The 26,639-nt window shown below is 71.0% G+C and carries 20 protein-coding genes, 9 pseudogenes and 1 riboswitch; of the genes and pseudogenes, 18 read left to right on the top strand and 11 right to left on the bottom strand.

What is annotated here, in order from left to right; translation table 11 throughout:
* Positions 1-12 precede the first annotated feature (12 nt).
* The 4 genes and pseudogenes from MTP03_RS04945 to MTP03_RS04930 all read right to left on the bottom strand — a co-directional run.
* Positions 13-408 (bottom strand): annotated as a pseudogene (locus MTP03_RS04945) (site-specific integrase); the annotation flags it as partial.
* Between the two features lie 321 nt (positions 409-729).
* Positions 730-1,287 (bottom strand): dihydrofolate reductase family protein, encoded by a 558-nt coding sequence (locus MTP03_RS04940; protein ID WP_248490967.1) that lies wholly within the window; start codon positions 1,285-1,287, stop codon positions 730-732.
* Positions 1,288-1,355: 68 nt separating this feature from the next.
* Positions 1,356-2,338, bottom strand: a pseudogene (locus MTP03_RS04935) (mechanosensitive ion channel family protein).
* Positions 2,339-2,410: 72 nt separating this feature from the next.
* Positions 2,411-2,986 (bottom strand): dihydrofolate reductase family protein, encoded by a 576-nt coding sequence (locus MTP03_RS04930; RefSeq protein WP_248490966.1) that lies wholly within the window; start codon positions 2,984-2,986, stop codon positions 2,411-2,413.
* A 45-nt stretch (positions 2,987-3,031) separates the two neighbouring features.
* Positions 3,032-3,095, top strand: a riboswitch (guanidine-III (ykkC-III) riboswitch).
* 17 nt (positions 3,096-3,112) lie between these two features.
* Between MTP03_RS04930 and MTP03_RS04925 the strand changes: the two genes are divergently transcribed.
* On the top strand, positions 3,113-3,427 hold the full coding sequence (locus MTP03_RS04925) for a multidrug efflux SMR transporter (protein WP_248490965.1): 315 nt from the start codon (positions 3,113-3,115) through the stop codon (positions 3,425-3,427).
* Between the two features lie 51 nt (positions 3,428-3,478).
* Here the strand turns inward: MTP03_RS04925 and MTP03_RS04920 are convergent, their stop codons facing one another.
* From MTP03_RS04920 to eno, 5 genes are all read right to left on the bottom strand, one after another.
* Positions 3,479-3,760: a hypothetical protein gene (locus MTP03_RS04920; protein WP_248490964.1), complete on the bottom strand. Its 282-nt coding sequence runs from the start codon at positions 3,758-3,760 to the stop codon at positions 3,479-3,481.
* A 120-nt stretch (positions 3,761-3,880) separates the two neighbouring features.
* Positions 3,881-4,846 carry a Ppx/GppA phosphatase family protein gene (locus MTP03_RS04915; protein ID WP_248490963.1) on the bottom strand — a complete coding sequence of 322 codons (966 nt, stop codon included), beginning with the start codon at positions 4,844-4,846 and terminating at the stop codon, positions 3,881-3,883.
* The gene (locus MTP03_RS04910; protein WP_248490962.1) at positions 4,843-5,367 is read right to left on the bottom strand and encodes a DUF501 domain-containing protein; all 525 of its coding nucleotides are present in this window, start codon (positions 5,365-5,367) and stop codon (positions 4,843-4,845) included. Before MTP03_RS04910 ends, MTP03_RS04915 begins: the two co-directional genes overlap by 4 nt.
* The gene (locus MTP03_RS04905; RefSeq protein ID WP_248490961.1) at positions 5,367-5,786 is read right to left on the bottom strand and encodes a septum formation initiator family protein; all 420 of its coding nucleotides are present in this window, start codon (positions 5,784-5,786) and stop codon (positions 5,367-5,369) included. The genes MTP03_RS04910 and MTP03_RS04905 overlap by 1 nt, the downstream gene beginning before the upstream one ends.
* Positions 5,787-5,812: 26 nt before the next feature.
* Entirely contained in the window at positions 5,813-7,096 is a 1,284-nt protein-coding gene (gene eno / locus MTP03_RS04900; RefSeq protein WP_248490960.1) for a phosphopyruvate hydratase, read from the bottom strand.
* Positions 7,097-7,244: 148 nt separating this feature from the next.
* On the opposite strand from eno, the gene MTP03_RS04895 reads away from it, so the two are divergent.
* From MTP03_RS04895 to MTP03_RS04815, 17 genes and pseudogenes are all read left to right on the top strand, one after another.
* Positions 7,245-8,264: an isopenicillin N synthase family oxygenase gene (locus MTP03_RS04895; RefSeq protein WP_248490959.1), complete on the top strand. Its 1,020-nt coding sequence runs from the start codon at positions 7,245-7,247 to the stop codon at positions 8,262-8,264.
* A 28-nt stretch (positions 8,265-8,292) separates the two neighbouring features.
* On the top strand, positions 8,293-8,688 hold the full coding sequence (locus tag MTP03_RS04890; RefSeq protein ID WP_248490958.1) for a hypothetical protein: 396 nt from the start codon (positions 8,293-8,295) through the stop codon (positions 8,686-8,688).
* A gap of 147 nt (positions 8,689-8,835) precedes the next feature.
* Positions 8,836-9,198, top strand: a complete 363-nt coding sequence (locus MTP03_RS04885; protein WP_248490957.1) for an NADH-quinone oxidoreductase subunit A — start codon at positions 8,836-8,838, stop codon at positions 9,196-9,198.
* Positions 9,189-9,742 (top strand): annotated as a pseudogene (locus tag MTP03_RS04880) (NADH-quinone oxidoreductase subunit B family protein). The gene MTP03_RS04885 and the pseudogene MTP03_RS04880 overlap by 10 nt, the downstream one beginning before the upstream one ends.
* On the top strand, positions 9,739-10,461 hold the full coding sequence (locus MTP03_RS04875) for an NADH-quinone oxidoreductase subunit C (RefSeq protein ID WP_248490956.1): 723 nt from the start codon (positions 9,739-9,741) through the stop codon (positions 10,459-10,461). The pseudogene MTP03_RS04880 and the gene MTP03_RS04875 overlap by 4 nt, the downstream one beginning before the upstream one ends.
* 26 nt (positions 10,462-10,487) lie before the next feature.
* Positions 10,488-11,746: pseudogene (locus MTP03_RS04870) on the top strand (NADH-quinone oxidoreductase subunit D).
* Positions 11,743-13,809 carry an NADH-quinone oxidoreductase subunit NuoF gene (nuoF, locus tag MTP03_RS04865; protein WP_248490955.1) on the top strand — a complete coding sequence of 689 codons (2,067 nt, stop codon included), beginning with the start codon at positions 11,743-11,745 and terminating at the stop codon, positions 13,807-13,809. The pseudogene MTP03_RS04870 and the gene nuoF overlap by 4 nt, the downstream one beginning before the upstream one ends.
* Positions 13,806-16,165, top strand: a pseudogene (locus tag MTP03_RS04860) (NADH-quinone oxidoreductase subunit G). The gene nuoF and the pseudogene MTP03_RS04860 overlap by 4 nt, the downstream one beginning before the upstream one ends.
* Positions 16,162-17,487 carry an NADH-quinone oxidoreductase subunit NuoH gene (gene nuoH, locus MTP03_RS04855; RefSeq protein WP_248490954.1) on the top strand — a complete coding sequence of 442 codons (1,326 nt, stop codon included), beginning with the start codon at positions 16,162-16,164 and terminating at the stop codon, positions 17,485-17,487. Before MTP03_RS04860 ends, nuoH begins: the two are co-directional and overlap by 4 nt.
* 40 nt (positions 17,488-17,527) lie before the next feature.
* Positions 17,528-17,982: pseudogene (gene nuoI, locus MTP03_RS04850) on the top strand (NADH-quinone oxidoreductase subunit NuoI).
* Positions 17,979-18,754, top strand: a pseudogene (locus tag MTP03_RS04845) (NADH-quinone oxidoreductase subunit J). Before nuoI ends, MTP03_RS04845 begins: the two co-directional pseudogenes overlap by 4 nt.
* A pseudogene (nuoK, locus tag MTP03_RS04840) lies at positions 18,751-19,049 on the top strand (NADH-quinone oxidoreductase subunit NuoK). The pseudogenes MTP03_RS04845 and nuoK overlap by 4 nt, the downstream one beginning before the upstream one ends.
* A gap of 3 nt (positions 19,050-19,052) precedes the next feature.
* Positions 19,053-20,930 (top strand): NADH-quinone oxidoreductase subunit L, encoded by a 1,878-nt coding sequence (gene nuoL / locus MTP03_RS04835; protein ID WP_248490953.1) that lies wholly within the window; start codon positions 19,053-19,055, stop codon positions 20,928-20,930.
* Positions 20,927-22,437 (top strand): annotated as a pseudogene (locus tag MTP03_RS04830) (NADH-quinone oxidoreductase subunit M). Before nuoL ends, MTP03_RS04830 begins: the two are co-directional and overlap by 4 nt.
* Positions 22,434-23,873 carry an NADH-quinone oxidoreductase subunit NuoN gene (gene nuoN / locus MTP03_RS04825; RefSeq protein WP_248490952.1) on the top strand — a complete coding sequence of 480 codons (1,440 nt, stop codon included), beginning with the start codon at positions 22,434-22,436 and terminating at the stop codon, positions 23,871-23,873. Before MTP03_RS04830 ends, nuoN begins: the two are co-directional and overlap by 4 nt.
* A gap of 15 nt (positions 23,874-23,888) precedes the next feature.
* Entirely contained in the window at positions 23,889-24,206 is a 318-nt protein-coding gene (locus MTP03_RS04820) for a hypothetical protein (RefSeq protein ID WP_248490951.1), read from the top strand.
* Complete coding sequence (locus MTP03_RS04815; protein WP_371820889.1) at positions 24,203-24,856, top strand: TetR family transcriptional regulator; 654 nt, start codon at positions 24,203-24,205, stop codon at positions 24,854-24,856. Before MTP03_RS04820 ends, MTP03_RS04815 begins: the two co-directional genes overlap by 4 nt.
* A gap of 16 nt (positions 24,857-24,872) precedes the next feature.
* Here the strand turns inward: MTP03_RS04815 and MTP03_RS04810 are convergent, their stop codons facing one another.
* A complete protein-coding gene (locus tag MTP03_RS04810; RefSeq protein WP_248490950.1) occupies positions 24,873-26,303 on the bottom strand; it encodes a lipase family protein in 1,431 nt (476 codons plus the stop codon).
* A gap of 48 nt (positions 26,304-26,351) precedes the next feature.
* Entirely contained in the window at positions 26,352-26,639 is a 288-nt protein-coding gene (locus MTP03_RS04805; RefSeq protein WP_248490949.1) for a DUF1905 domain-containing protein, read from the bottom strand.

Genomic DNA, 26,639 nt, shown 5'->3' with positions numbered 1-26,639 from the left:
CCGCTGGTGGGTCTAGCTTCTACCGAACAGCTCAATCACGTTCGCAACTTCTGATTCGGCCGAAACATCGTCCGAAACTCTCGGCGCAGGCAAAATGTTGAGAGCGCCGCCGTCTTCCTCGGGGATCCAGTCACCGTAGGTATCCAGTGTCAACGTGAACGTGCTGTGCCCGAGCCACTTGGATACCTGCATGAAGTGCACGCCCGCCATTAGCTGCATCGTCGCGAACGTGTGACGCAGATCGTGCAGGCGGACGCCGTGGCGCGCTGGCTCGGCAGGGCGGGTCTTCGTGGCGGGCTTCGCGGGCTGGCTCGCCGGTAGCCCCACGGCGATCAGCGCGGGCTTAAGAATGGTGTCGTAGAAGGTGCCCATCGCCAACGGCTGCGACCAGTCCAACGGCACCGCGTAGGCCGGCGAATCGCTGACGGAGGGGTGCTGTGCTACCCCGTGCTACCCACCGGCGCTAGTTTGGCGGTGGGCAGCGGGTGGCCGCTACTGCTCAACCGGTGCGCAAATAGTTGCCCTCACCTGCAAGTCTGCGGAATCACCAATCGCGTCATGCCTGGTGGCGTATCTCGGAGAGCAGCACACCGGGAGTACTTAAAATCCGCCGAGTGTCGGTTCGAGTCCGACTGGGGGCACCGAGTGGACACCACGCCCGCGGCGGTTTCCGACTCTTCATCCTGTCGCAACCGGACAGGGCAGGAGCGAGCGTCCGCGGGAACCCGACTACCGGCGTACGCGGAAGTGCGAGAAGGTCACGCCGCCGTTGAACTGCCGAGTCTCCAGCAGCTCGAGGTCGACGCGCTCGCCGCCCTTTCCGAAGAACGGCGTGCCGCCGCCGACGACGACCGGGTAGGTCCGAACACGGTACTCGTCGATGAGACCGAGCCGCGCGGCTTCGGACGCCAGCCCGCTCCCGCCGACCCCGATGTTCCCGGCGCCGGACTCCGCCCGCAGCCGCTCGATCTCCTCCGCCACAGTCCCCGTCGCCAGACGCGCGTTGCGGCCGTGCACCTCGGTGAGGGTCCGGGAGAACACGACCTTGGGCAGCGCGTTCCACAGCTCCGCGAACACGAGTTCGTCCGCGTCGAGGTCGGTGACGGACTCCCAGTACAGCATCGTTTCGTACAGGCGCCGTCCCAGGAGGTGGACGCCGAGGCCGCGCACCTCGTCGGTGGCGAACCGGAACAGCTCGGGGTCGGGCTCCGACCAGTCGAACGTTCCGTCGGGGCCGGCGATGTAGCCGTCCACCGACATGCTCATCGAGAACGTCACACTGCGCATCGCGAACGCCTCCTCACCGAGGTCGGTGCGCCGTCCTACGGCGCCTGATCCGACCGTACCGCGCACCGTCAGCCGGCGGCACCGTCGGCGCCGACGGAAACGGGGAGGCCGCTGCGGTAGGGCGGGGCGATGTCGTGCTCGTCGAACGCACGCAGAATGCGCCGGCGCAGCTCCCGCTCGACGGCCCACTGCCGGTTCGCGCGCACCCGCACGGTGAGGCGGATGCTCACCCGGTCGGCGGTGGCGCCGTCGACCCCCAGCATGTCGGGCGCACCCAGCACGTCGCCGGACAGCGGTTCCTCGGCGACGGCATCGGTCGCCGCCTCCAGCGCGACCCGGCACGCGAGGTCGACATCCGCGGAGTACGAGATGGGCAACTGCAGGAAGGCCACCGCGTACTCCTGACTGAAGTTCGCGACCCGCATGATCTCGCCGTTACGCACGTACCAGAGCGTGCCCTGGACGTCGCGCACCGTCGTGATCCGCATGCCCACGGTCTCGACGGTGCCGGTGACCTCCCCGAGGTCCACGACGTCGCCCACACCGTACTGGTCCTCGATCAGCATGAAGATGCCGGAGATGAAGTCCCGCACCAGATTCTGTGCGCCGAAGCCCAACGCGACACCCACCACACCGGCGGAGGCGATCAGCGGCGCCACGTTCACCCCGAGGATGGCCAGCGACTGGATCAGCACCCAGATCAGCACCAGGAACGACACTGCGGATTTGAGGACCGAGCCGATGGTCTCGGCCCGCTGCGCCCGCCGGGCCGCGCCTCCCGATCGCGCTGCGCCTTCGCGGGATCGTCGACGGTGCGCCGCCGCACGGTCGGCAGTCGACGGCCGCCCAGCGCGCCACGAAGTCGGGCGACGCCGAATCGTCGTGGGGCCGAGTCACCGTCGCGCCGGTTGCCGCGAACGAGCCGGTCGATGCCGCGGTGCAACAGGTATCGGACGACGACGGCGAGGACGACGTACAGGACGATCTCCAGGGGCCTGTGGATCAGCCACTGTCGTCCGTTCTCACTGAGCTGCAACGCTAGATCGGACATGGTCCCGACGGTACCGACGGCCGCCGAGCGGTCAAGTTCCGACAATGGGGGCTGTGCGCGACGGGCCGCCTGTCAGCGTGGGACGTCGTAGATCAGTTTCATCACGCCGTTGGCGTACATCTCGGACTCGCGCAGACGCAGCGCGGTCGCGTCGCGCTCCGCGTCCGAGAACGGCCGCTTTCCGGAGCCGAGGAGGTACGGGAACATCAGCAGGTGGTACCGGTCGATCAGCCCGGCGTCGGCGAGCCGACGCGCGAGTTCGGGGCTGCCGTGGATGAAGATCGCGCCGCCGTCGCCATGCTTCGCCGCCGCGACCTCCTCGGTCGAGCGGAGCACCGTAGTGCCGCCCCACCCGTCCACGAGATCGTCCTCGGCGATCGTCGTGGACACCACGAACTTCGGGATATTCCGGTACGCCGCATGGTCCTCCGAGCCCGGCCACACCGCGCCGAACGCCTCGTAACTGCGGCGTCCGAACATCAGAGCAGACGTCTCCGCGATCTCCTCCCCCTTGAGCGAGAACATCTCCGGCAGGAACTCGTGTCGCAACACCCAGCCGCCGCTCGGGTGCCCCTCCTCCGTTCCGCCGGGCGAATCGGCGACCCCGTCGAGCGTGATGAATCCGGTCCACACCAGTTCCCGTGTCATGTGGATCACCCTAACTTGCCGATCGCCGCAGTTTGGGTAGTCTCAGGACCGTCGCGAACGACATCCGGACGAGGCACACCGTACCCGGCCAGCGCAAAGACGGTGTGAACCTAGGAGGTTCGCATCATGGCATGGATCATTCTCATCGTTTCCGGCGCGTTCGAGGCCGTGTGGGCCACCGCGTTGGGCAAGTCCGAGGGGTTCTCGAAGCTCACACCCACGCTCGTCTTCTTCGGCGCGCTCGTCGTCAGTATGGGCGGTCTCGCCTACGCTATGCGCGACCTGCCGACCGGCACCTCGTACGCCGTCTGGGTCGGCATCGGCGCCACCCTCACGGTGGTCTACGCGATGGCCACCGGCGCCGAGGCGGTCTCGCTCGTCAAGGCGATCTGCATCATGGCGATCGTCGGCGGCGTGATCGGGCTCAAGCTCGCCCACTGACGCTGCCGCTGGCCCTGCGCGACCGGTTCCCCACGGGCCGCCCGCGCGGGATCAGGCCGCGCGGGCGGCCAGCCTGCCGGCTGGATCCAGCACACGGTCGACGGTGCCGTGCCGCGCCTCGGCGCGACGGACCGCGGTCTCCCACTGCTCGATGTCCGACAGGTCGGCGACCAACGCGTAGACGTCGCCGGACAGTACCGACACCACATCGCGGAAGTTCACGCCCACCGCGGTCACGCCGACACCGGTCCGGCACAGGTCGCCCACCAGCCGCACCGTCGCCTCGGTGCCGTCCAGCACCACGATGACGCTCTTCACGGACGCGTTCCTCATTTCGAGCTCCCTTCGACGCCTGCGGTAGACGTTAGGCGAGGAAACCTCCTGCCGCGCTTCCGGAAAGCTGTGAGTTCGTCAACAGTGCGTTAATTTCCGGAATCCCCGCGGAGACGCGGCTCACAGCGTTGCGGCGAGTCCCATCGCCACGCCGTCCAGGATGTCGTGTTCGGACACCACGAGCTCCGTCACCCCGACCGCGGCCAGTCGCTCCGCCAGGGCGATCACCACGAGCGCGCCGCCGCCGATCACATCTGCGCGCCCCGGGTGCATCGGGCCCAGCGCCAGCCGCTCGGCCGCGGTCATCCGCACCAGCCTGCGGCACAGCGGGACGAGTTCGTCGAGCGGCACGCGCGAGCCGTGGATCAGCGCCGGGTCGTACTCGGCGAGCCCGTGCGCGAGCGCGGCGAGCGTCGTGAAGGTGCCGGCCACCCCGATCCAGGTGCGCACCCCGTCGAGGGGGACGGTGCGGACGGCCTCGTCCAGCGCACCGTCGATCACGGCCCGGGCCGCGCCGGCCTCAGCATCGGTCGGCGGGTCCGAGGGCAGGGCGCGCTCCGTGATCCGCACGCACCCGATGTTCGCCGAGAAGGCCCGGTCCACGGCGCCGCCGGCGCCGACGACGAGCTCGGTCGATCCGCCCCCGAGGTCCACGACCAGCACGGGGTCGGCGGCAGCGAGGCCGGCCGTGGCACCGAGGTACGACAGCTCGGCCTCCTCGGTCCCCTCGATCACCTCGGCCGTCGCGCCGGATGTGATCCGCCCGAGCTCGTCGGCGGTCAGCGCGAAGAACTCATCGCGGTTCGACGCATCGCGCGCCGCGGACGTCGCCACCATGCGCACCGCGGTCGCACCCAGTTCCAGGGCACGGGAGACGTATCCGCCGAGTGCGACCCGCACGCGCTCCAGCGCCTCCGGCGCGAACCGCCCTGTGGCGTCCACGCCCTGCCCGAGGCGGACGATCGTCATGTCCCGGTGCAGCTCCACCAGCCCCGCGGGCTCGACGCGCGCCACGTACAGGCGGATGCTGTTGGTGCCGCAGTCGATCGCGGCGACCACCGGGGCGCGCGTCCCGGCAGCGGTCACCGCCTGCCCCACGGGAACCGCGGCTCCGGCCAGTCGGCGGGGATCGCGCTGCCCCGCAGCCCGGCGGCCGCGGCCAGCGCCACCGCCTCGTCGCCGAGCACGACCACGCCCGGCCCCTCGGCCAGCGCGTAGGCGATGAGCACGTGCAGGCACTTCACCCGGTCGGGCATGCCGCCGCCGGTGAAGTCGGTCCCCAAGTCCTCCAAGGCGTTCCGCGATGCGAGGTAGTGCTCGTGCGCGGCGCGGTAGTTCTCCGCGACCTCCGGATCGGCGGCGAGCAGCGCCTCCATCTCGCGCATCACGCCGGCGCTCTCCTGACGGCTGGCCTCGGCGGTCAGGCGCGGGTCGGTGAGGTAGTACAGCGTGGGGAACGGCGTACCGTCGGGCAGCCGCGGAGCGGTCTTGACCACGGCGGGCTCCCCGTCCGGGGTGCGGTAGGCCACGGCCAGCACGCCGCGCGGAGGGCGGCCGAGCTGCTCGGCGACCCGGTCCAGATCAGCCTGGGCTACAGCGTCACTCATCAGTGCGGCACCGCGATCGTGCGCCACACGTTCGTGTACCACGGGTTCTGTTTCGCCTGCTCGGCCTGCACCTGCTCGGGCGTCGGGGCGGGCGCGCCGGGCACCTGTACCCGGTACGCCGTCTCGCCCGGCATCACGTACTGCAGCCGGATCCGCGCCTGCTGCTTGATGTACTCGGGATCCTCCTGGAGCCGCTTCTGCTCCTCCAGGCGCGCGATGTCGGAGAGCAGCTGCGCGTGCTCGGCCGCCACCTTCTCGTCGCGGGCCTGCTCGGACAGGTAGGTCCGCACCGGCACCGCGAGGGTGAGCGCCAGGACGCACAGCACCAGGAACAGCACGACGGTCCGCCCCGCGCCGCGCCCGTCCGAACGGTCATCGCCGCCGGACGGGGTACGGACGACGCGGGATCTGCTACTCACCTGTGCTGCGCTCCTCACCGAACCGGTCAGCCGTTGAACTCGAAGCGGGGGAACGCGGTGTCGCCGGCGTACCGCGCGGCGTCGCCTAGCTCCTCCTCGATGCGCAGCAGCTGGTTGTACTTCGCCACCCGCTCCGACCGGGCGGGAGCACCCGTCTTGATCTGGCCGCTGCCGACGGCGACCGCCAGATCAGCGATGGTGGTGTCCTCGGTCTCACCCGAGCGGTGGCTCATCATCGACTTGTACCCGTTGTTGTGGGCCAGCGCCACCGCGTCCAGGGTCTCGGTCAACGTACCGATCTGATTGACCTTCACCAGCAGCGCATTGGCGGCGCCACGAGCGATACCGTCCTCGAGACGCTCCGGATTCGTCACGAACAGATCATCACCCACCAACTGCACCTTGTCACCGATGGCGTCGGTCAGATCGACCCAGCCCTCCCAGTCGTCCTCCGACAACGGGTCCTCGATCGACACCAGCGGGAACTCCCCCACCAGACCACGGTAGAACTCACCCATCTCAGCAGCACTGAGCACCTTGCCCTCGAACGTGTAGCCCTCCGGGCCGTAGAACTCGGTCGCCGCCACATCGAGCGCGAGCGCCACATCCGTGCCCAGCTTCAGGCCCGTCCTACCGATCGCCTCCGAGATCAACTCCAACGCCTCACGAGTACCGGCCACCGACGGGGCGAAACCACCCTCATCACCCAAACCGGTGTTCAGACCCTTGGCCTTGAGCACCGACTTCAGCGCGTGATACACCTCCGCACCCCAGCGCAGCGACTCCTTAAAGGTCTCCGCGCCGATCGGCGCGACCATGAACTCCTGCACATCCACACCACTGTCCGCATGCGCGCCACCATTGAGGATGTTCATCATCGGCACCGGCAGGATGTGCGCGTTCGGCCCACCCAAGTAACGGAACAACGGCAGCGCCGCCGACTCGGCGGCGGCCTTCGCCGCGGCCAGCGAGACGCCGAGCAGTGCGTTCGCGCCGAGACGGCTCTTATCCGGGGTGCCGTCCAGGTCCAGCAGGGTCTGATCGATGATCCGCTGCTCATCAGCCGGGATGCCGATCACCTCGGGCGCGATCACCTCCAACACCCCCTCAACAGCCTTCGTCACACCCTTACCCAGGTAGCGGTCACCGCCGTCCCGCAGCTCCACCGCCTCGTGCTCACCCGTGGACGCACCCGACGGCACCGCCGCGCGGGCGAAACTGCCGTCGGCCAGCACGATCTCGACCTCGACCGTGGGATTACCACGCGAATCGAGGATCTCGCGGGCGCCTACCTGGATGATTTCGGACACGGTGTCTCCTTATGGGGGCCGAGCTCTTGAGCGAACCGCCCCCAGCCTAGTGCCCGGCCACCGCGACGCGAAGCCCGGCGCGCACGGGAGTCCCGATCACACCGATCGAATCCGTTCATGTCCGCCCGCGCGGCGCTAGCCTGCGGACATGGCCGCCTCCGCGTCCCCCGGACACCCGTCCGGCGGGCCTCACCCGCACATCCCCGTCCTCGACCTGTCGCTGCTCGACACGCACCCCTCGCGGTTCGACGGTGCCGTCCGCGCGGCCGCGCACGACGTCGGCTTCTTCTACCTGACGGGGCACGGCCTCCGGCGCGAGCGCATCGACGAGGTGCTCGCCACCGCCCGCGCCTTCTTCGCGCTCCCGCAGGCCGACAAGGACGCGATCGCCATGATCAACTCGCCGCACTTCCGCGGGTACACCCGGCTGGGCGGCGAGCTGACCCGCGGCGCGGTCGACTGGCGCGAGCAGATCGACATCGGGACCGAGCGGGAGGCACCGTCGGGCCCCGGACCGGACCATCGCAACCTGCTCGGCCCGAACCAGTGGCCCGCGGCGCTGCCGGAGCTGCGCGCGGTGATGGAGCGGTGGGACGCCGACCTGTCGCGGATCTCGCTCACTCTGCTGCGTTCGTGGGCGCGCTCGCTGGGCGCCGACCCGCGGGTCTTCGACGAGGCCTTCGCCACCGATCCCGCGACGCTCATCAAGATCGTGCGCTACCCGGCCGGCACCGCGTCGGAGCAGGGTGTCGGCGCGCATAAGGACTCGGGCGTGCTCACACTGCTGCTCGTCGACCCGGATTCGGAAGGACTGCAGGTGCTGCCGCCGGGCGCGGACGAGTGGGTCGACGTGCCGCCCGTCCCCGGCGCGTTCATCGTCAACCTCGGCGAGATGCTCGAGGTGGGCACCGACGGCTACCTGCACGCCACCGAACACCGCGTCGTGAACCGCGTGCGCGGCGCGGACCGGATCTCGGTGCCCTACTTCTTCAATCCCGCCGTGACGGCGCGGATGCCGCACCTTCCGCTGCCCACCGGCCTGCGGACCGGGATCACCGCCGACCCGGACAACCCGATCTTCGCGACCTACGGCGAGAACGCCTGGAAGAGCAGGCTCCGGGCGCACCCCGACGTGGCGGCGCGGCACTACCCGCAATCCGCCTCGTAACCCGTCCCCCGTCCCTATCGTGGGACGCATGACCGGCGCAGCCCCGCTCGTCCTCGTCTACAGCTCGAACGCGCGACACCGCGCGGAGATCGTCGCCGCGCTGGGGAGCCGCCCCGCCCCCGACAGACCCCCGATCCGGGTCCTCGAAGCGGCGACCGCGCCCACCGTCGTGGCCCGCCTGGACGAGGGCGGCGTCGGGTTGGTCGTGCTCGACGGTGAATCGTCCCCGGCCGGCGGGATCGGGCTCGCGAGGCAACTGCGCGACGAGATCGAGCCCTGCCCGCCGCTGCTGGTCGTCACGGCCCGCCGGGCGGACGGCTGGTTGGCACGGTGGTCCCAGGCGGACGGCTGGGTCAGCCACCCGCTCGACCCGTTCGAGCTGGCCGCAGCGGCCTCCCGGCTCCTGGCACCGGCCGCACCGTGACGCGACACACCCCGTCCGAATTCGACGATCTTGACCCGAAGCCATACTTCGGACATATAGTTGTGACGTAGCTCACGTCCCCACTCAGGGGAGCCTAACCGGTTCTCCCGTCTGGGATTTCGCACACACCGCGGAAGGAGCGTCGCCGTGAACCTGTACGTGCCCATCCTCGTACTGGGGGCGATCGCGGCCGCCTTCGCCGTGTTCTCCGTCGGCGTCGCGCGGTTCGTCGGCCCCCGCCGCCGCAATCGCGCCAAGCTCGAGGCGTACGAGTGCGGTATCGACCCGTCGCCCACTCCTTCGTCGGGTGGCGGCCGGTTCCCGGTGAAGTTCTACCTGACGGCGATGTTGTTCATCATCTTCGACATCGAGATCGTGTTCCTCTATCCGTGGGCCGTCCACTTCGACGTGCTCGGCACGTTCGGTCTCCTCGCGATGGCCCTGTTCCTGGTGAACGTCACGGTCGCCTACGTGTACGAGTGGCGGCGGGGTGGGCTGGCATGGGACTAGAGGACAAGGTTCCGGGCGGCTTCCTGCTGTCGACGCTCGAGGTGGTCGCGGGGTACGCGCGGAAGGGCTCGCTGTGGCCCGCCACGTTCGGCCTGGCCTGCTGCGCGATCGAGATGATGGCCACCACCGGCCCGCGGTTCGACATCGCCCGGTTCGGCATGGAGGCCTTCCGCGCGTCGCCCCGCCAGGCCGACCTGATGATCGTGGCCGGCCGCGTCAGCCAGAAGATGGCACCGGTGCTGCGCCAGGTCTACGACCAGATGGCCGAGCCCAAATGGGTCCTGGCGATGGGGGTCTGCGCGAGTTCGGGCGGGATGTTCAACAACTACGCCATCGTCCGGGCGTGGATCACGTGGTGCCCGTGGACATCTACCTCCCCGGCTGTCCGCCCCGGCCGGAGATGTTGCTCAACGCGCTGATCGCCCTGCACGAGAAGGTCTCGCAGACGCCGATGGGCGTGCATCGCGAGGAGGCCCGCCGCGCCGCGGAGGAGGCCGCGCTCGCCACCCGGCCCACGATCGAGCTCAAGGGCCTGCTGCGATGACCGACACCGAAGAACCGGAACCGCAGGGCACCGTCGAACCGCGTGACGCGACGCCGCCCGATGTGGTGCGCACCCGCCACGGCATGTTCAGCGGGGGCACCGGCGATACGTCGGGCTACGGCGGGATCGCCCGCCCCGTCGTCATGCCCGGCCCGGGCGAGGAGCCGCTCCCGGCCGGATACGAGCGGGTCGTCGAGGGCCTGCGGCTCGCGCTGGCCCGGTCCGACGGTGCGCCCGCCCTCGCCGACGCGGTCCGCGCGGTCGTCGTGTACCGCGGAGAGGTCACCCTCCGGGTGCCGCGCGAGCACCTGGTGGCGGTCGCCCGCCTGCTACGCGACGAGCCGGAGTTGCGGTTCGAGATGTGCCTGGGCACCTCGGGCGTCCACTTCCCCGAGGACTCCGGCGCGGAGCTACGCGCCGTGACGCACCTCCAATCGATCACCCACGGCCGCCGGCTCCGCCTCGAAACCTCCTGTCCCGATGCGGATCCGCACGTCCCCTCGCTGTTCGCGGTGTACCCCACGGTCGACTGGCACGAACGCGAGACGTACGACTTCTTCGGCATCGTCTTCGATGGGCACCCGTCGCTGACGCGGATCGAGATGCCGGACGACTGGGAGGGGCATCCGCAGCGCAAGGACTACCCGCTCGGCGGCATCGGCGTCGAGTTCCACGGCGCACAGGTGGCCGCCCCGGACACGCGGAGGTCGTACTCATGACCACCGGATTCACCGAGTACACCGCGATGGGCTCCGACTGGGACGACATCGCCGCCGAGGCGGTCGGCAAGGAACGCATCGTGGTCAACATGGGACCGCAACACCCGTCCACCCACGGGGTGCTGCGGCTGATCCTCGAGTTGGACGGCGAGACGGTGACCGAGGCCCGGTGCGGGATCGGCTTCCTGCACACCGGCATCGAGAAGAACCTGGAGTTCCGCAACTGGACGCAGGGCACCACGTTCGTCACGCGCATGGACTACCTGGCGCCACTGTTCAACGAGACCGCGTACTGCCTGGCCGTGGAGAAGCTCCGGGCGTCACCGACGAGATCCCCGAGCGCGCCACGGTGATCCGGGTCCTGCTGATGGAACTCAACCGGATCACCAGCCACCTGGTGGCGCTGGCGACGGGCGGCATGGAGCTCGGCGCGGTCTCACCGATGCTCAAGGGATTCGAGATCCGCGAGCAGATCCTCGACGTCTTCGAGACGATCACCGGGCTGCGGATGAACCACGCGTACATCCGGCCCGGCGGCGTCGCGGCCGACCTGCCGGACGAGGCCGTGCCGCAGATCAAGGACCTCCTGAAGACGCTTCCGCCGCAGCTCGACGCGATGGGGGCGCTGCTCAACGAGAATCCGATCTGGATCGCCCGCACCAAGAACGTGGGCTACCTCGACCTGACGGGCTGCATGGCGCTCGGGATCACCGGGCCGGTCCTGCGCTCCACCGGCCTCCCCCACGACCTGCGCCGCGCCGAGCCGTACTGCGGCTACGAGGACTACGAGTTCGACGTGATCACCGACGCCGGGTGCGACTGCTACGGCCGCTACATGATCCGGGTGCGCGAGATGTACCAGTCGCTCGGCATCGTCGAGCAGTGCCTGGACAGGCTGCGCCCCGGCCCCGTGATGGTGGACGATGCGCGGATCGGCTGGCCGGCCGACCTGAAGGTGGGGCCGGACGGGCTCGGCAATTCGCGCGCCCACATCGCCGAGATCATGGGCGATTCGATGGAGTCGCTGATCCGCCACTTCAAGCTCGTGACCGAGGGCTTCGCGGTGCCGCCCGGCCAGGTCGCGGTGTCGGTGGAGGCGCCCCGCGGTGAGTTGCTGGTGCACGCCGTCAGCGACGGCGGCACGCGCCCCTACCGGGTGCACTTCCGCGATCCGTCGTTCACGAATCTGCAAGCGGTGGCGGCGATGTGCGAGGGCGGCATGGTCTCGGACGTGATCGCCGCCGTCGCCAGTATCGACCCGGTGATGGGAGGCGTGGACCGATGAGTGAGCAGGTGTTCGTCCCGCTGGCGCAGTTCGGAGCCCGGCCGCAGGAGTCCGTCCAGCTGTACCGGCCCGGCGCGCCCACCGCCTATCCGGACGAGGTGGCGGACCGTCTGGCAGCGGACGCGGCCGTGCTCGTCGCCCGGTACCCCGAGGCCCGGTCGGCGCTCCTGCCGCTGCTGCACCTGGTGCAGTCCGAGGACGGGTACATCACGCCCGCGGGCATCGAGTTCTGCGCCCGCGCCCTCGATCTCACCGCGGCCGAGGTGGTCTCGGTCGCCACCTTCTACTCGATGTACCGCCGCGGCCCCACCGGCGAATACCTGGTCGGCGTGTGCACCACCACGTTGTGCGCCGTGCTCGGGGGCGATGCGATCCTCGAGACCCTGTGCGAGCACCTGGGCATCGCTCCGGGCGGCACCACCGAGGACGGCGCGGTCACCGTCGACCGCATCGAATGCAACGCGGCGTGCGATTACGCGCCGGTCGTCATGGTCAACTGGGAGTTCTTCGACGACCAGACGGTGGCGAGTGCGCGGGAGCTGGTGGACGCGCTCCGGGCGGGCCGGCCACCGGCGCCCACGCGCGGCGCGCCCTGGGCACGTTCCGCGAGACCGCCCGCCTGCTCGCGGGATTCGACGACGCCCGCCCCGGCGCGGTCTCGGCCTCCGGGGCCGGCGGCGCCCCGACGATGGCCGGGCTCCGGGCGGCCGGGGAGGCGGGGCATGACAGCGCACCTGACGCCCGTGCTGTCGGCGCACTGGGGCGACCCCGAACCGTGGACGCTCGAGTCCTACCGCGCCGCCGGCGGCTACGCCGGACTGGAACGCGCACTGGCGATGTCGCCCGACGAGGTGATCAAGACCGTGCAGGACGCGGGCCTGCGCGGCCGCGGCGGCGCCGGCTTCCCCACCGGCCTCAAATGGAGTTTCATCCCGCAGGTCCGCGAGGGCGAAGAGCCGAAGCCCGGCGCCGACAAGCCGCACTACCTGGTGGTCAACGCGGACGAGTCCGAGCCCGGCACGTGCAAGGATATGCCGCTCATGTTCGCGACGCCGCACACGCTGGTGGAGGGCGTGATCATCGCCTCCTACGCGATCCGCGCGCAGCGGGCGTTCATCTACGTGCGGGGCGAGGTGCTGGGCGTGCAGCGCCGCCTGCGCGCCGCGGTCGCCGAGGCCCATGCCGCCGGCTACCTCGGGAAGCCGCTGGGCGAGAACGGATTCACCCTCGAGGTGGTGGTGCACGGCGGCGCCGGCGCCTACATCTGCGGCGAGGAGACGGCCCTGCTGGACTCCCTGGAGGGCCGCCGCGGTCAGCCGCGGCTGCGCCCGCCGTTCCCCGCCGTGGCGGGCCTGTACGCCTCCCCCACGTGCGTGAACAACGTCGAGTCCATCGCCAGCGTCCCCGCGATCCTGGCGAACGGGGCCGAATGGTTCCGCACCATGGGCAGCGAGAAGTCGCCGGGCTTCACGCTGTACTCGGTCTCGGGCCACGTGGTGCGGCCCGGCCAGTACGAGGCTGCGCTCGGCGTCACGCTGCGCGAGATGCTGGAGCTGGCGGGCGGCGTGCGACCGGGCCACGAGCTCAAGTTCTGGACCCCAGGCGGGTCGTCCACGCCGCTGCTCACCGCCGAGCACCTCGACGTGCCGCTGGACTACGAGGGCGTGGCCGGCGCCGGGTCGATGCTGGGCACCAAGGCGCTGCAGATCTTCGACGACACCGTGTGCGTGGTGCGCGCGGTGCTGCGCTGGCTGGAGTTCTACGCGCACGAGTCGTGCGGCAAGTGCACGCCCTGCCGCGAGGGCACCTACTGGCTGGTGCGCCTGCTGCGCCGGCTCGAGGAGGGCGAGGGCACCACCGACGATCTCACCACGCTCGCCGAGGTGGCCGACGGCGTTCTCGGCAAGGCCTTCTGCGCCCTGGGCGACGGCGCGGCGAGCCCGATCATGAGCTCCCTCCAGTACTTCCGCGAGGAGTACGAGCGGCACGTCGCGGAGGGCGGATGCCCGTTCGACCCGGCGGCCGCGATGCGCGAGGCGCCCGTCGCGGGAGGTGCGCAATGACCGCCGTGCAGACGGTGCGGGCGACCATCGACGGGATCGAGATCGAGGTCCCGCCCGGCACCCTGGTGATCCGGGCGGCGGAGCAGCTGGGCATCGCGATCCCCCGGTTCTGCGACCACCCGCTGCTCGCGCCGGCCGGCGCGTGCCGGCAGTGCCTCGTGGACGTGGAGGGTCAGCGCAAGCCGCTCGCCTCGTGCACCACGACGGTGACCGACGGCATGGTGGTGCGCACGCAGGCCACCTCCGCCGCCGCGGCGAGCGCACAGCGCAGCGTGATGGAGCTGCTCCTGGTGAACCACCCGCTGGACTGCCCGGTGTGCGACAAGGGCGGCGAGTGCCCGCTGCAGAACCAGGCGATGTCCGCCGGGCGGCCCGTCTCACGGTTCCCCGCCGCCGACAAGCGGACCTACCCCAAGCCGATCCCGATCTCCGCCGAGGTGATCCTCGACCGCGAGCGCTGCGTACTGTGCGCGCGGTGCACGCGGTTCTCGAACGAGATCGCCGGCGACGACTTCATCGAGTTGCTCGACCGGGGCGCGCTGCAGCAGGTGGGCACCGCGGGCGACCAGCCGCTGGACTCGTACTTCTCCGGCAACACCGTGCAGATCTGCCCGGTCGGCGCGCTCACCAACACCTCGTACCGGTTCCGGGCCCGCCCGTTCGACCTCACGTCCAGCCCGTCGGCGTGCGAGCACTGCGCGAGCGGCTGCGCGCTCCGCACCGACCACCGCCGCGGCGAGGTGCTGCGCCGGCTCGCCGGCGACGACCCGGACGTCAACGAGGAGTGGAACTGCGACAAGGGCCGCTGGGCGTTCACCTACGCGACGATGCCCGACCGGCTCACCGCCCCGCTGGTCCGCGACGGGGACGGGAACCTCGCCCCCGCCTCGTGGCCGGCGGCGATCGCCGCGGCCGCGCGCGGCCTCGCCGACCGCGCCGCCGCGGTCCTGGCCGGCGGCCGGGGCACCGTCGAGGACCTGTACGCGTACTCGGCGTTCGCGCGGATCGCCCTGGGCACCAACGACGTCGACTTCCGGATCCGCTCGCACAGCGCCGAGGAGGCGGACTTCCTGGCCTCCGGCACCGCGGGCGGGGTCACCTACGCGGACCTCGAGACCGCGCCCGTCGTCCTGCTCGCCGGCTTCGAGCCCGAGGAGGAGTCGCCCATCGTGCACCTGCGGCTGCGCCGGCCGTCCGGTCGGGGCGCACCCGCGTGCTGTCGATCGCGCCGTTCGCCTCGCGGGGCCTCGGCCGGCTGAGCGGCGAACTCCTCCCCTGCGTCCCCGGCGCCGAGGCCGCCGCGCTCGCCGATCCCGCCCTCGCGCAGCGGCTTCCCGACGGTGCCGTGATCCTGGCCGGCGAGCGCCTCGCCGAGGCGCCGGGCGCCCTCACGGCCGCCGCGGCCCTCGCGACCGCGACGGGTGCGCGGCTGGCGTGGATCCCGCGGCGCGCGGGTGAGCCCGGCGCCGTCGCGGCGGGCACCCTGCCCGGCCTGCTGCCCGGCGGCCGCGCCGTCTCCGACCCCGCGCACCGCGCCGAGGTCGAAGCCGTCTGGGGCACCGCGATCCCCACGGACGCCGGACGCGACACCGGCGGCATCCTGGCGGCGGCCGCCGCCGGCGAGGTGACCGCCCTGGTCTGCGGCGCCGTCGACGTGGCCGACCTGCCCGACCCCGATGCGGCGCGGCGCGCGCTCGACGCCGCGTTCGTCGTCAGCCTGGAGCAGCGCGAGTCCGAGGTCACCGCCCGCGCCGACGTGGTGCTCCCCGTCGCCACCGTGGTCCAGCGCTCCGGCACGTTCGTCGACTGGGAGGGCCGCCCCGGAGTTTCGGCGCGGCGCTGCCGTCCCCGCCGCCCTGCCCGACGCGCGGGTGCTGGCCATCCTCGCCGGGGCCATGCGCACCGACCTCGGCTTCACCGATGCCGACGGTGCCGCCCGCGCCCTCGCACGCCTCGGCACCGTCGAACGGAAGCGACGCACCGCGCCGGCTCCGAACCCTGCCCCGGCCCCGCAAGCGGTCCCGCACCCCGCCGCCGGCCGGGCCGTCCTCGCCACCTGGCGGCAGCTGCTCGACCTCGGGCGCGGGCAGGACGGTGAGCCCGACCTGGCGGCGACCGCCCGGCCCCTGTCGCGCGGATGTCGGCCGCGACCGCCGAGGAGATCCGGGTGGCCGACGGCGGCCTCGCGTCCGTCACCACCGCGCACGGCACAATCACGCTGCCGGTCGCGATCACCGACATGCCGGACCGGGTGGTCTGGGTGCCGCGGAACTCGCCCGGCAGCACCGTGTTCGAGACGCTGCGCGCCCGCGTGGGCGACGTCGTCGGCATCGCGGCATGGGGGTACCCGCGATGACACGACGCCCGCTCACCGGCCTGGGGCCGCACGATCCCGTCGACCTGTCGGCGTTCGGCCGCGACCCGTGGTGGCTGATCCTCGCGAAGGCGATCGCGATCTTCGCATTCCTGGTGCTGACGGTGCTCGCCGCGATCCTCATCGAGCGCAAGGTGATGGGTCGCATGCAGCACCGGCCGGGCCCGAACCGACTGGGGCCGTTCGGCATCCTGCAGTCGCTGGCCGACGGCATCAAGCTGGCGCTCAAGGAGGGCATCACGCCGGCCGGCGTCGACAAGCCGGTGTACCTGCTGGCGCCGATCATCGCGACGATCCCAGCGTTCCTCGCCTTCGCCGTGATCCCGTTCGGGCCCGAGGTGTCTGTGTTCGGGACGCGGACGCCCTTGCAGCTCACCGACCTTCCGGTCGCGGTGCTGTACATCCTCGCGATCACCAGCATCGGCGTGTACGGCATCGTGCTCGCCGGCTGGTCGTCGGGTTCGACCTACCCGCTGCTCGGCGGGCTGCGCTCCACCGCGCAGGTGATCAGTTACGAGGTGGCGATGGGCCTGAGCTTCGCCGCCGTCTTCCTGTACGCGGGCACCATGGCAACGTCGGGCATCGTCGCCGCGCAGGACGGCACCTGGTACGTGTTCCTGCTGCTCCCCTCATTCGTCGTCTACACCGTGTCCATGGTCGGCGAGACCAACCGCGCCCCGTTCGACCTGCCCGAGGCCGAGGGCGAGCTCGTGGGCGGCTTCCACACCGAGTACAGCTCGCTGAAGTTCGCGATGTTCATGCTCGCGGAGTACGTGAACATGACCACGGTCTCGGCGCTCGCGACCACGCTGTTCCTCGGGGGCTGGCACGCGCCGTGGCCGATCTCGGTGTGGGACGGCGCGAACACCGGGTGGTGGCCGGTGATCTGGTTCGTGGCCAAGGTGTGGTGCTTCATGTTCTCCTTCATCTGGCTGCGCGCCACGCTGCCGCGCCTGCGCTACGACCAGTTCATGCGGTTCGGCTGGCAACTGCTCATCCCCACCGCGCTGGCCTGGGTCCTCGTGGCCGGCGCCGTGCAGGCCTGGGCCCTCGCGGGACACGGCACGACGGTGCTCGCCCCCGCGGTCTCGCTCGCCTTCACGCTCGCGATCCTCACCGTGCTGGTGGTGCGGCACCGTCGGCAGAAGGCACCCGCGCCCGGGCCGGATCGAGACCTTCTCGCTGCCGTTCGACCCGATGGCGGGCGGCTTCCCCGTGCCGCCGATGCCGGGCCAGTACCTGCCCGAGCCCACGCGGCGCGCCTGACCGACGACGGAAGAGCGAAGGAGGCCTCCCGTGGCTGATCCCCTCGGGCTCGCCGGATTCGGCGTGACCCTGCGCACCATGTTCAGCAAGCCCGTCACCGAGAACTACCCGGAGCACAAGGAGCCCACCGCGCCGCGGTACCACGGTCGGCATCAGCTCAACCGGTACGCCGACGGCCTGGAGAAGTGCATCGGCTGCGAGCTCTGCGCGTGGAGCTGCCCGCCGACGCGATCTACGTGGAGGGCGCCGACAACACCGAGGAGGAGCGGTACTCGCCCGGCGAACGGTACGGGCGCACCTACCAGATCAATTACCTGCGCTGCATCGGCTGCGGGCTGTGCGTGGAGGCCTGCCCCACCCGTGCGCTGACGATGACCAATGACTACGAGATGGCCGACGGCGACCGCGGGAACCTCATCTACGACAAGGACGACCTGCTGGCCCCGCTGCACGAGGGCGAGACGCCGCCGCCGCACGCCATGCGCGAGGGCCTGACCGCCGCCGACTACTACCGCGGAGAGGTCGACGAATGAGCGGCGAGGAATGGGCCTTCTGGATCGTGGCGGTGCCCGCGGTCCTGTTCGCCCTCGGGGTGGTGCTGGCCTCGAAGGCCGTCTACTCCGCGCTGTGCCTGGCAGCCACCATGATCCTGCTGGCCGTGGCCTACATCGCCCAGGGCGCGATGTTCCTCGGCGTGGTCCAGATCGTGGTCTACACGGGCGCGGTGATGATGCTGTTCCTGTTCGTGGTGATGCTCGTCGGCGTCGACTCGTCGGATTCGCTGGCAGAGACCCTGCGCGGGCATCGCGCCGCGGCCGCGGTGGCCGGGCTCGGCTTCGGCATGCTGCTGGTGGGCCTCATCGCCCGGGCCACGCTGCCCACGCCCCGCAGCGGCGCACCGTCGGTCTACCCGCCGAACTCGGTCGAGGCCCGGCCGACACGGTGTTCGTACGCTACCTGTGGGCGTTCGAGCTCACCGCCGCCCTGCTCATCACCGCCACGCTGGGCGCGATGATCCTGGCGCACCGCGAGAAGCTCGCCACAGCGCTCTCCCAGCGCGAGCAGTCGATCCGCCGGTTCCGCGAGGGCCGCCGCGCCACGCCGCTGCCCAACCCGGGGGTGTACGCGCTCGGCAACGCCGTCGATCTCCCGGCCCTGCTGCCCGACGGTACGCCGTCCCCCGATTCGGTGAACCACACCCTGACTCCGCGGACGCCCGGACAGCGGCGCGCGTTGCCCGGCCGCACGAACGCGCTCGACGACGAGACCCCGTCGGTGCCGCGCGGCGAGGAGGTGTCGCAGTGAACCCGCATCTGTACCTCTACCTGGCCGCGCTCCTGTTCGCCATCGGCGCCGCGGGGGTACTGCTGCGCCGCAACGCGATCGTGGTGTTCATGTGCGTGGAGCTGATGCTCAACGCCGCCAACCTGTCGCTGGTGACGGCGGGCCGCATGCACGCCGTGCCGCAGGGCCGGTGCTGGCCTTCTTCACGATGGTGGTCGCCGCGGCCGAAGTCGTCGTGGGCCTCGCGATCATCATCGCCATCTTCCGCGTTCGACGGTCCGTGTCCGTCGACGAGCCGCACCTCCTGAGGCGGTGACCCGTGGGACCCCTCATCGCGGCTCTGCCGCTGATCCCCCTCGCCGGAGCGGCGGTGCTGCTGCTCGGTGGGCGGCGCCTCGACCGGACTGGACACCTCCTCGGCACGCTGGTCGCGGCCGGTTCGTTCGTCGCCGCCGCCGCCGCGTTCGTCGGGCTGCTCGGCCGCGACGGCGCCGATCGCTCGGTGGGTGTGGTGCTCTACCACTGGTTCTCGGGGGGCGACCTCTCGGTCGACCTGGCGCTGCGGCTGGACCAGCTCTCGGTGTGCTTCGCGCTGTTGATCACCGGCGTGGGCACCCTGATCCACGTGTACTCCGTCGGGTACATGGCGCACGATCCGGGGCGGCGGCGGTTCTTCGGTTACCTCAACCTGTTCCTCGGCGCGATGCTCGTGCTGGTCCTGGCGGACGACCTGGTGGTGCTGTACCTGGGCTGGGAGGGCGTGGGCCTCGCGTCGTACCTGCTGATCGGTTTCTGGCAGCACAAGCCCTCCGCGGCGACCGCCGCGAAGAAGGCGTTCGTGGTCAACCGCGTCGGCGACATGGGGCTGGCGCTGGCCGTGGCGGTCACGCTGACCACGTTCGGCACCACCACCTTCGGCGAGTTCCTGCCGCGCGCGGGTGAGGCGGGCGAGGGGACGCTGACCTGGCTCGGCCTGCTGCTCCTCCTCGCCGCCTGCGCGAAGTCGGCCCAGGTGCCGCTGCAGAGCTGGCTCGGCGACGCGATGGAGGGCCCCACTCCAGTCTCCGCGCTGATCCACGCGGCCACCATGGTCACGGCGGGCGTGTACCTCATCGTCCGCGCCGGGCCAGTGTTCGAGGCGGCACCCGTGGCGCAGGGCTTCGTGCTCGCGGTCGGCGCGGTCACGCTGCTGTTCGGCGCGATCATCGGCTGCGCGAAGGACGACATCAAGAAGGCGCTCGCCGCGTCCACGATGAGTCAGATCGGATACATGGTTCTGGCCGCCGGCCTCGGGCCGGCCGGATACGCGCTGGCGATCGCGCACCTGCTGGCGCACGGCTGCTTCAAGGCCGGCCTGTTCCTGGGCGCGGGTTCGGTGATGCATGGCATGGACGACGAGACCGACATGCGCCGGTACGGCGGCCTCGCGAAGGTCATGCCCGTCACCGCCGTGACCTTCGGGCTGGGCTACCTCGCCATCATCGGCGTGCCGCCGCTCTCGGGCTTCTACACCAAGGACGGGATCATCGAGGCGGCACTGGGGCACGACGGATTCTGGGGGATCGTGCTGGGCGGCATCGCGATCCTCGGCGCCGGCATCACCGGCTTCTACATGACCCGGGTGATGATCCTGACGTTCTTCGGCGCTCCCCGCTGGCGCGAGGGCACCCACCCGCACGAGTCCCCGTCGGTGATGACGACGCCCATGGTCGTGCTGGCCGTCGGCAGCATCGGCGCCGGCGCTCTCCTCGTCCTGGGCGGCCGGGTCGCCGACTTCCTCGCCCCCGCCGTGGGTTCCGCCCCCGAGGCGCATCACACGATCCCCGCATGGGCGGTCACGGCGCTGGTCCTGGGCGCCGTCGCCGTCGGCGTGACCGTCGCGATCCTCGCCACCCGCACCGTCCCCGTTCCGGCACCGTCGGAGGTGACCCCCCTGACCCGCGCGGCGCGCAACGACCTGTACGGTGACGCCCTCAACGAGGCCGTGTTCATGCGGCCCGGACAGGGCGCCACGGCCGCGCTCCTGACGGCCGAGAGCAAGGGCATCGACGGCGCCATCAACGCGATCCCGGCGGGCATAGGAGGCGCGTCGGTGCTGCTGCGCCGCTGGCAGACCGGGTACGCGCGGAGCTACGCGCTGACGATGCTGGCCGGGACGGCGGTGCTGATCGGCGCCGCGGCGGTGTGGGTCTCATGAGCGCGCCCTGGCTGACCCTGCTGTGGGCCGTGCCGGCGGTCGGCGCCGTCGCGGCGGCGGCGGCGGCGCCCCGCGCGGCGCGCTGGATCGGTCTGCTCGCCTCGGCGGTGGCGCTCGCGATCGGCATCGGACTGGCCTGGGCGTTCGACACCGCAGGGGATTCCAGTTCGCCGAGAACGCCGAGTGGATACCGGCGTTCGGCGCCGGGTACCGGCTCGCGCTCGACGGCACCGGCCTGGTGCTGGTGTTGCTGACCACGGCTCTGCTTCCGGTGCTGCTCCTGGCCGGGCGCCGGGAGGCGGAGTCCGAGCGGGGCGGCGCGTACGTCGCGCTCACGCTGGCGGTCGAGGCGCTGGTCCTGCTGAGCTTCGTGACCACCGACGTGCTGGTGTTCTACCTCGTCTTCGAGGCGATGCTGATCCCGCTCTACTTCCTGCTCGCCGGGTTCGGCGGCACCGGAAGCGATCCCGGCGACCGCACCCGCGCCGCCGTGAAGTTCCTGCTGTACAACCTGGCCGGTGGGCTCGTGATGCTGGCCGCGGTCGTCGGCCTCTACGCCACCTCCGGCACGTTCGATCTGCGGTCCCTCGCCGACGGTGCCGGCCCCGGCCCCGGCGCCGCACAGGACCTGATGTTCCTGGGGTTCCTGTTCGCGTTCGCCGTCAAGGCACCGCTCTGGCCGCTGCACACGTGGCTCCCCGGCGCCGCGGTGCAGACGAATCCGCCGACCGCCGTGCTGATGATGGCGATCGTCGACAAAGTGGGGACCTTCGCGATGCTCCGCTACTGCCTGACGCTGTTCCCGGACGCCGCAGCGCGTTTCGCGCCGTGGATCGCGGCGCTCGCGGTAGTCGGGATCGTTTACGGCGCGATGCTGGCGATCGGGCAGTCCGATGTGATGTCGCTCATCGCGTACACCTCGATCAGCCACTTCGGATTCATCATCCTGGGGGTGTTCGCGCGCACCGGCGATGCGCAGGCGGGATCCGTGCTGTACATGGTGAACCACGGCGTCGCGACCGCCGCGCTGTTCCTCACGGCGGGGTTCCTGGTTGCCCGGCGCGGCAGTCGCGAGATCGCCGACTTCGGCGGCGTGTGGTCGCGCGCACCGAGATTCGGCGCCGCGTTCCTCATCGCGGGCCTCGCGACGCTCTCGCTGCCCGGCCTCGGCCCGTTCGTGTCCGAGCTGCTCGTGGTGGTGGGCACCTATCCGCGGTGGGCGGTCGCCGCGATCGTGAGCGTGATCGCCCTCGTCCTGTCCGCGTTGTACGTGCTGTGGACGTATCAGCGCATGTTCACCGGCCCCGCCCCCGCGGAGGTGGAGCGCACCTTCGGCGCCGGGAGCGCAACGAGCGGGCCGAATGATTCCAACGACGCCCGGCCGGGCGAGCTGATCGTGCTGGTCCCCCTGCTGATCGCCCTGTTCGGGCTCGGCCTGTTCCCGGCGCCGGCGCTCGACGCGATCAACCCGTCCGTCGCCGCGACCACGGCGGAGGTGGCGCGATGAGCATCGAGTATGCGCAGATCGCCCCCGCGCTCATCGTGTTCGGCGCCGCGATCATCGGCGTGGTGGTCGAGGCGTTCGCGCCGCCCCGGGGCCGCGCGCTCGCGCACGGCGTGCTCGGCGGGGGCGCCGTGGTAGCGGCCCTCGTCGCCGTCGTCCTGCTCGCCGTCGACGGTGCTCCGCCCCACCCCGTGCTGGCCGGTTCGGTCGCCGCCGACGGCCTGTCGCTCGCGATCCAGGGCCTGCTCCTCGTGTCGACCCTGCCCGCGATCGCGCTGATGGTGGCGCGCGACAACCCGATGACGCACACCGAGTCCGTTCCGCTGACGCTGTTCGCGCTCGGCGGGATGATGGCGTTCGCCTCGGCGCAGGACTGGCTCACGCTGTTCGTCGCGCTCGAGGTGTTCTCGCTGCCGCTGTACCTGCTGTGCGCCCTCGCCCGGCGCCGCGGCCAACTGCCGTTGGAGGCCGCGCTCAAGTACTTCCTGCTGGGTGCGTTCAGCTCGGCGATCCTCCTGTTCGGCGTGGCCCTGCGCTTCGCCGCGACGGGCGATACCGCGATCGAGGCGGTGCCCCAGGACGAGGTCCTGGGCGCGGTCGGGGCGGCGTTGATCGCCGTGGGCGTGCTGTTCAAGGTGGGCGCGGTGCCGTTCCACTCATGGGTACCGGACGTGTATCAGGGCGCGCCCACGCCGGTGACGGCGTTCATGGCGGCGGCCACGAAGGTCGCGGCCTTCGGGGTGCTGGTGCGGCTCGTCCTGGTCGCGTTCGGCGACGTGCCGTGGGGGCCGGTGCTGGCGACGGTGGCGGTGGTGACCGTCGTCGTCGGCTCGATCATGGCGATCACCCAGTCCGACATCAAACGCCTGCTCGCGTACTCGGCGATCGCGCACACCGGCTTCCTCCTCATCGGCGTCCACGCGGGGACGGTGCGCGGCGCCGGAGCGGCCTGCTTCTACCTGGCGATCTACGCGCTCAGCACGATCGGCGCATTCGCCCTCGCGGGCGCGGTCCGCGAGACCCGGCCCGAGGGCGGCACCGTCGAAGTGGGCGAACTGGCCCGGTGGGCCGGGCTGGGCCGGTCCCGTCCCTGGCTGGCCGGGGCGATGGCCCTGTTCCTGCTGTCGTTCGCGGGGATCCCCCTGACCGGCGGTTTCACCGGGAAGTTCGCCGTGTTCGCCGCGGCGGCGGAACGCGGCGGAGCCTGGCTCGTGGTGGTCGGTGTGGTCGCCAGCGCCGTGGCCGCGGTGTTCTACTTCCGGGTGATCGTGGTGATGTACTCCACCACGCCGCACGAGTTCGCGCCCGACGTGCCGAAGGTCGATCCGCTCACTGCGGTGGTGATCGGGGCGGGCGTGGTCGCCGTCGTCGTGCTGGGCCTGTTCCCGCAGCCGCTGCTGGACCTGTTCGCCGACCTCACGGTGCTCGCCATGCGGTAAGTAGAATCGGCTCTTATGAGTGAAAAGCCGCTTCCGTTCAGCAACGGCCTCAACCTGAAGGTGATGGGCGGCGTGCTGGTGCTGATCCTGGCCGTCCTGATCTGGCGGCTCACCGACGCGCAGAACAACACGCAGCGGGTGCTGTACGTCGTGGCGATCGTGCTGGAGATCCTGTTCTTCGTGGGGCTGGTGTTCGCCAGCCGGTACATCAAGCGGCAGCACGACCGGGCGCAGGCCGCCTACCAGGCGCAGATCGCCGCGGCCCGCGCCGACGCCGAGGGCGCGCCGGCGGCACCGTCGAAGCCGGAGGCCGGCGAGACGGACGCGCCGTGACCACGGCGAAGCCCGCCCGGAAGCGGATGACGGCGGCGGAGCGCCGCAACCAGCTGGTCGACACCGCGCGGTCGGTGTTCGCCGACCGCGGGTACGAGGCGGCGACGATCGAGGAGGTGGCCGCGAAGGCAGGCGTCTCCAAGCCCGTCGTGTACGAGCACTTCGGCGGCAAGGAGGGCCTCTACGCCGTGGTCGTGGACCGCGAGATGGAAACGGTTCTCGACGTTTTCTCGCGCGCGCTCAAGGAGGACCGCTCGAAGTCACGCATCGAGCAGATCGCCCTCGCGCTGCTGACCTACGTCGAGGACCGGGCCGACGGCTTCCGCATCCTCACCCGCAACAGCTCCGTCGAGCACTCCGGCGGCTACTCGACGCTGCTCAACGACCTGGTGGGCCAGGTCGAGAACCACCTCGAGTCCGAGTTCGAGCGCAAGAACCTCGACCCCGACCTGGCGCCGCTCTACGCCCAGGCGCTGGTCGGGATGGTCGCCATGACGGCGCAGTGGTGGCTCGAGGTGCGCACGCCGCCGAAGGAGGCCGTCGCCGCCCACATCGTGAACCTCTCCTGGTACGGCCTCATCGGCCTCAAGGAGAACCCCGTCGCCATTGAGCCCAGCCCGCTGGCCGAGAGCGAGGACGGCACCGAGTAGGCAGCGGCGACGTCGGCTACCGCGGGCCCGCCCCGATCGGAGCCCCCACGAGCGAGGCGAGGATCGTGCCGATGGCCTGCCCGAAGGTGCCGATCGCGGCGGGCTCGAGGCCGCTGCTGAAGACGTTGCGGATGTCGCAGCCAGACGATGCCGGTCCGGTCGAATCCATCCGCTGCTTGAGCCAGTTGAAGGCGCCGCCCGCGCCGGTCACCACGACGGTGCCGTGGGTGGTCATCAGCTGCGGGACCGGGTTGGGCGGGAACTCCTCGCGACGGTAGGTCACTGACGCGCCGCCCTTGCAGTACGAGTTCACGAGCTTGTCGGTACCCGAGATCGGGGCGACCTCCTCGGTGATGCCGTTGTACACGTACGCGGGCACCGTCGGGACGCGGCCGCTCACGCCGCGCTCGCGGATCGTCTTGGCGATGACCGGGATCCGCAGGACCTCGTCGACCGGCTTGGTCAGCATGCGGTTGTAGTCGAACCACAGGTTGGCCACGACGTTCTGCGGCATGCAGTGCCGACGGGTCTCGTTGACACGCGCCCGCCCCTCGGGGGTGAGCACCTTGTCCAGGGCCGCGCGGAACTCCTCGGAGTCCTTGCCGAGCGCGGACAGCGCCAGCGGGATGAGGCCGGCGAGCAGCGAGGTGTTCACGGCCTTGAGCGAGGCCTCGAGATCGCGCTCGGGCGCGCCGAAGGCCGCGCCACGGATGTTGAGCTCCGGCGCGTAGGTGGGGTGCTCCTCGATGGTCCAGCTGCTGGCGATCGCGCCGCCGGAGTAGCCCCAGAGCGTGACGGGGGTCTTCGCGTTCATCCCGAGGCGGGAGAAGTTCTCCACCGCCCGGATGCCGTCGAGAACGGCCCAACCGGGCTGCCGCGGGGTGAGGAAGCGGTTCTCGCCGCCGCCGTGGTCGGGCATCGCGACGGCCCATCCCTCCTGCAGCCCGAGGCCTGCGAACAGCAGCTCGGCGGCGGGCATGCCGAACGTGAGCGGCCCCTCCTTCGCGGCGAGGTCGACGGGGCCGCCCTTGGTCGTCGCGTACGACGACTGGCAGATGCGCAGCGTCGAATCGGCGGCCGCCTGATACGAGAGCAGCTTGGTGGGCTTCGTGCCGCGCGGCACCATCACGGTGGTCACGCTGAGGTCGGGCTCGCCGTTCATGCCGGTGGTGCGGTAGGCGAGCTGCCAGGCGTCCACGTTGAGCGGCATGATCTGCAGCGACCGGATCGACGTGGCGCGGGTGCGCACGATCTCGCCCGGCTGCAGCGACGCGAGGTCCGCCGGCCGGTCGTAGAAGGGATCGGCGGGCGGCGCGGGCTCGACGATGGGCGGGAGCGCGTGCGCGCTCGGCGTCGTCGCAATACCGACCGCGATCGCGAGGACCGCGCCGATCAGCGCCGCGAGGAACCGCGATCCCATCCGGAACGCTGATGTTTCATTCACCATGAACAAGGAACCTAAAGTGACCCACGTCACCTGTCAAGACTCGGCCGCTCAGTTCAGCCGCCGCTGGAGGTGGACCGTGACCGCGTCGCCCTCCCGCTTGCCGATCTCGCGGCGGATCTTCGCGGCGACCGGGAGCTTGTGCGTCCCGTCGCCCAGGGCCATGAAGGAGCTGGTGAACGGGACCCCGTCCACGGTCCCGGAGACCTTGACGAGGCCGCGGGAGCCGAAGAACTCGGCGGACCCGTCGAGCACGACGTACGTCCACCCACCCTTCGCCTCGCTCCGCCGGAGCACGGCGGTGAAGGTGGTGTCGAGCGGACCTGCGATGGCGGACAT

Source organism: Tsukamurella sp. PLM1 (assembly GCF_023168325.1).
In the GTDB taxonomy this organism is placed as follows: domain Bacteria; phylum Actinomycetota; class Actinomycetes; order Mycobacteriales; family Mycobacteriaceae; genus Tsukamurella.
Note: the sequence above shows the minus strand (reverse complement) of the source record. Positions and strands in the feature narration are given on the sequence as shown.

What these genes read in the sequence shown, in the direction of transcription:
- nuoN (WP_248490952.1), top strand. Translation starts at nt 22,434, where the DNA reads ATGAGCATCGAGTATGCGCAGATCGCCCCCGCGCTCATCGTGTTCGGC.
- MTP03_RS04805 (WP_248490949.1), bottom strand. Translation starts at nt 26,639, where the DNA reads ATGTCCGCCATCGCAGGTCCGCTCGACACCACCTTCACCGCCGTGCTC.
- nuoH (WP_248490954.1), top strand. Translation starts at nt 16,162, where the DNA reads ATGACACGACGCCCGCTCACCGGCCTGGGGCCGCACGATCCCGTCGAC.
- MTP03_RS04940 (WP_248490967.1), bottom strand. Translation starts at nt 1,287, where the DNA reads ATGCGCAGTGTGACGTTCTCGATGAGCATGTCGGTGGACGGCTACATC.
- MTP03_RS04910 (WP_248490962.1), bottom strand. Translation starts at nt 5,367, where the DNA reads ATGAGTGACGCTGTAGCCCAGGCTGATCTGGACCGGGTCGCCGAGCAG.
- nuoF (WP_248490955.1), top strand. Translation starts at nt 11,743, where the DNA reads ATGAGTGAGCAGGTGTTCGTCCCGCTGGCGCAGTTCGGAGCCCGGCCG.
- MTP03_RS04820 (WP_248490951.1), top strand. Translation starts at nt 23,889, where the DNA reads ATGAGTGAAAAGCCGCTTCCGTTCAGCAACGGCCTCAACCTGAAGGTG.
- MTP03_RS04890 (WP_248490958.1), top strand. Translation starts at nt 8,293, where the DNA reads ATGACCGGCGCAGCCCCGCTCGTCCTCGTCTACAGCTCGAACGCGCGA.
- MTP03_RS04875 (WP_248490956.1), top strand. Translation starts at nt 9,739, where the DNA reads ATGACCGACACCGAAGAACCGGAACCGCAGGGCACCGTCGAACCGCGT.
- MTP03_RS04925 (WP_248490965.1), top strand. Translation starts at nt 3,113, where the DNA reads ATGGCATGGATCATTCTCATCGTTTCCGGCGCGTTCGAGGCCGTGTGG.
- MTP03_RS04920 (WP_248490964.1), bottom strand. Translation starts at nt 3,760, where the DNA reads ATGAGGAACGCGTCCGTGAAGAGCGTCATCGTGGTGCTGGACGGCACC.
- MTP03_RS04810 (WP_248490950.1), bottom strand. Translation starts at nt 26,303, where the DNA reads ATGGTGAATGAAACATCAGCGTTCCGGATGGGATCGCGGTTCCTCGCG.
- MTP03_RS04895 (WP_248490959.1), top strand. Translation starts at nt 7,245, where the DNA reads ATGGCCGCCTCCGCGTCCCCCGGACACCCGTCCGGCGGGCCTCACCCG.
- MTP03_RS04930 (WP_248490966.1), bottom strand. Translation starts at nt 2,986, where the DNA reads ATGACACGGGAACTGGTGTGGACCGGATTCATCACGCTCGACGGGGTC.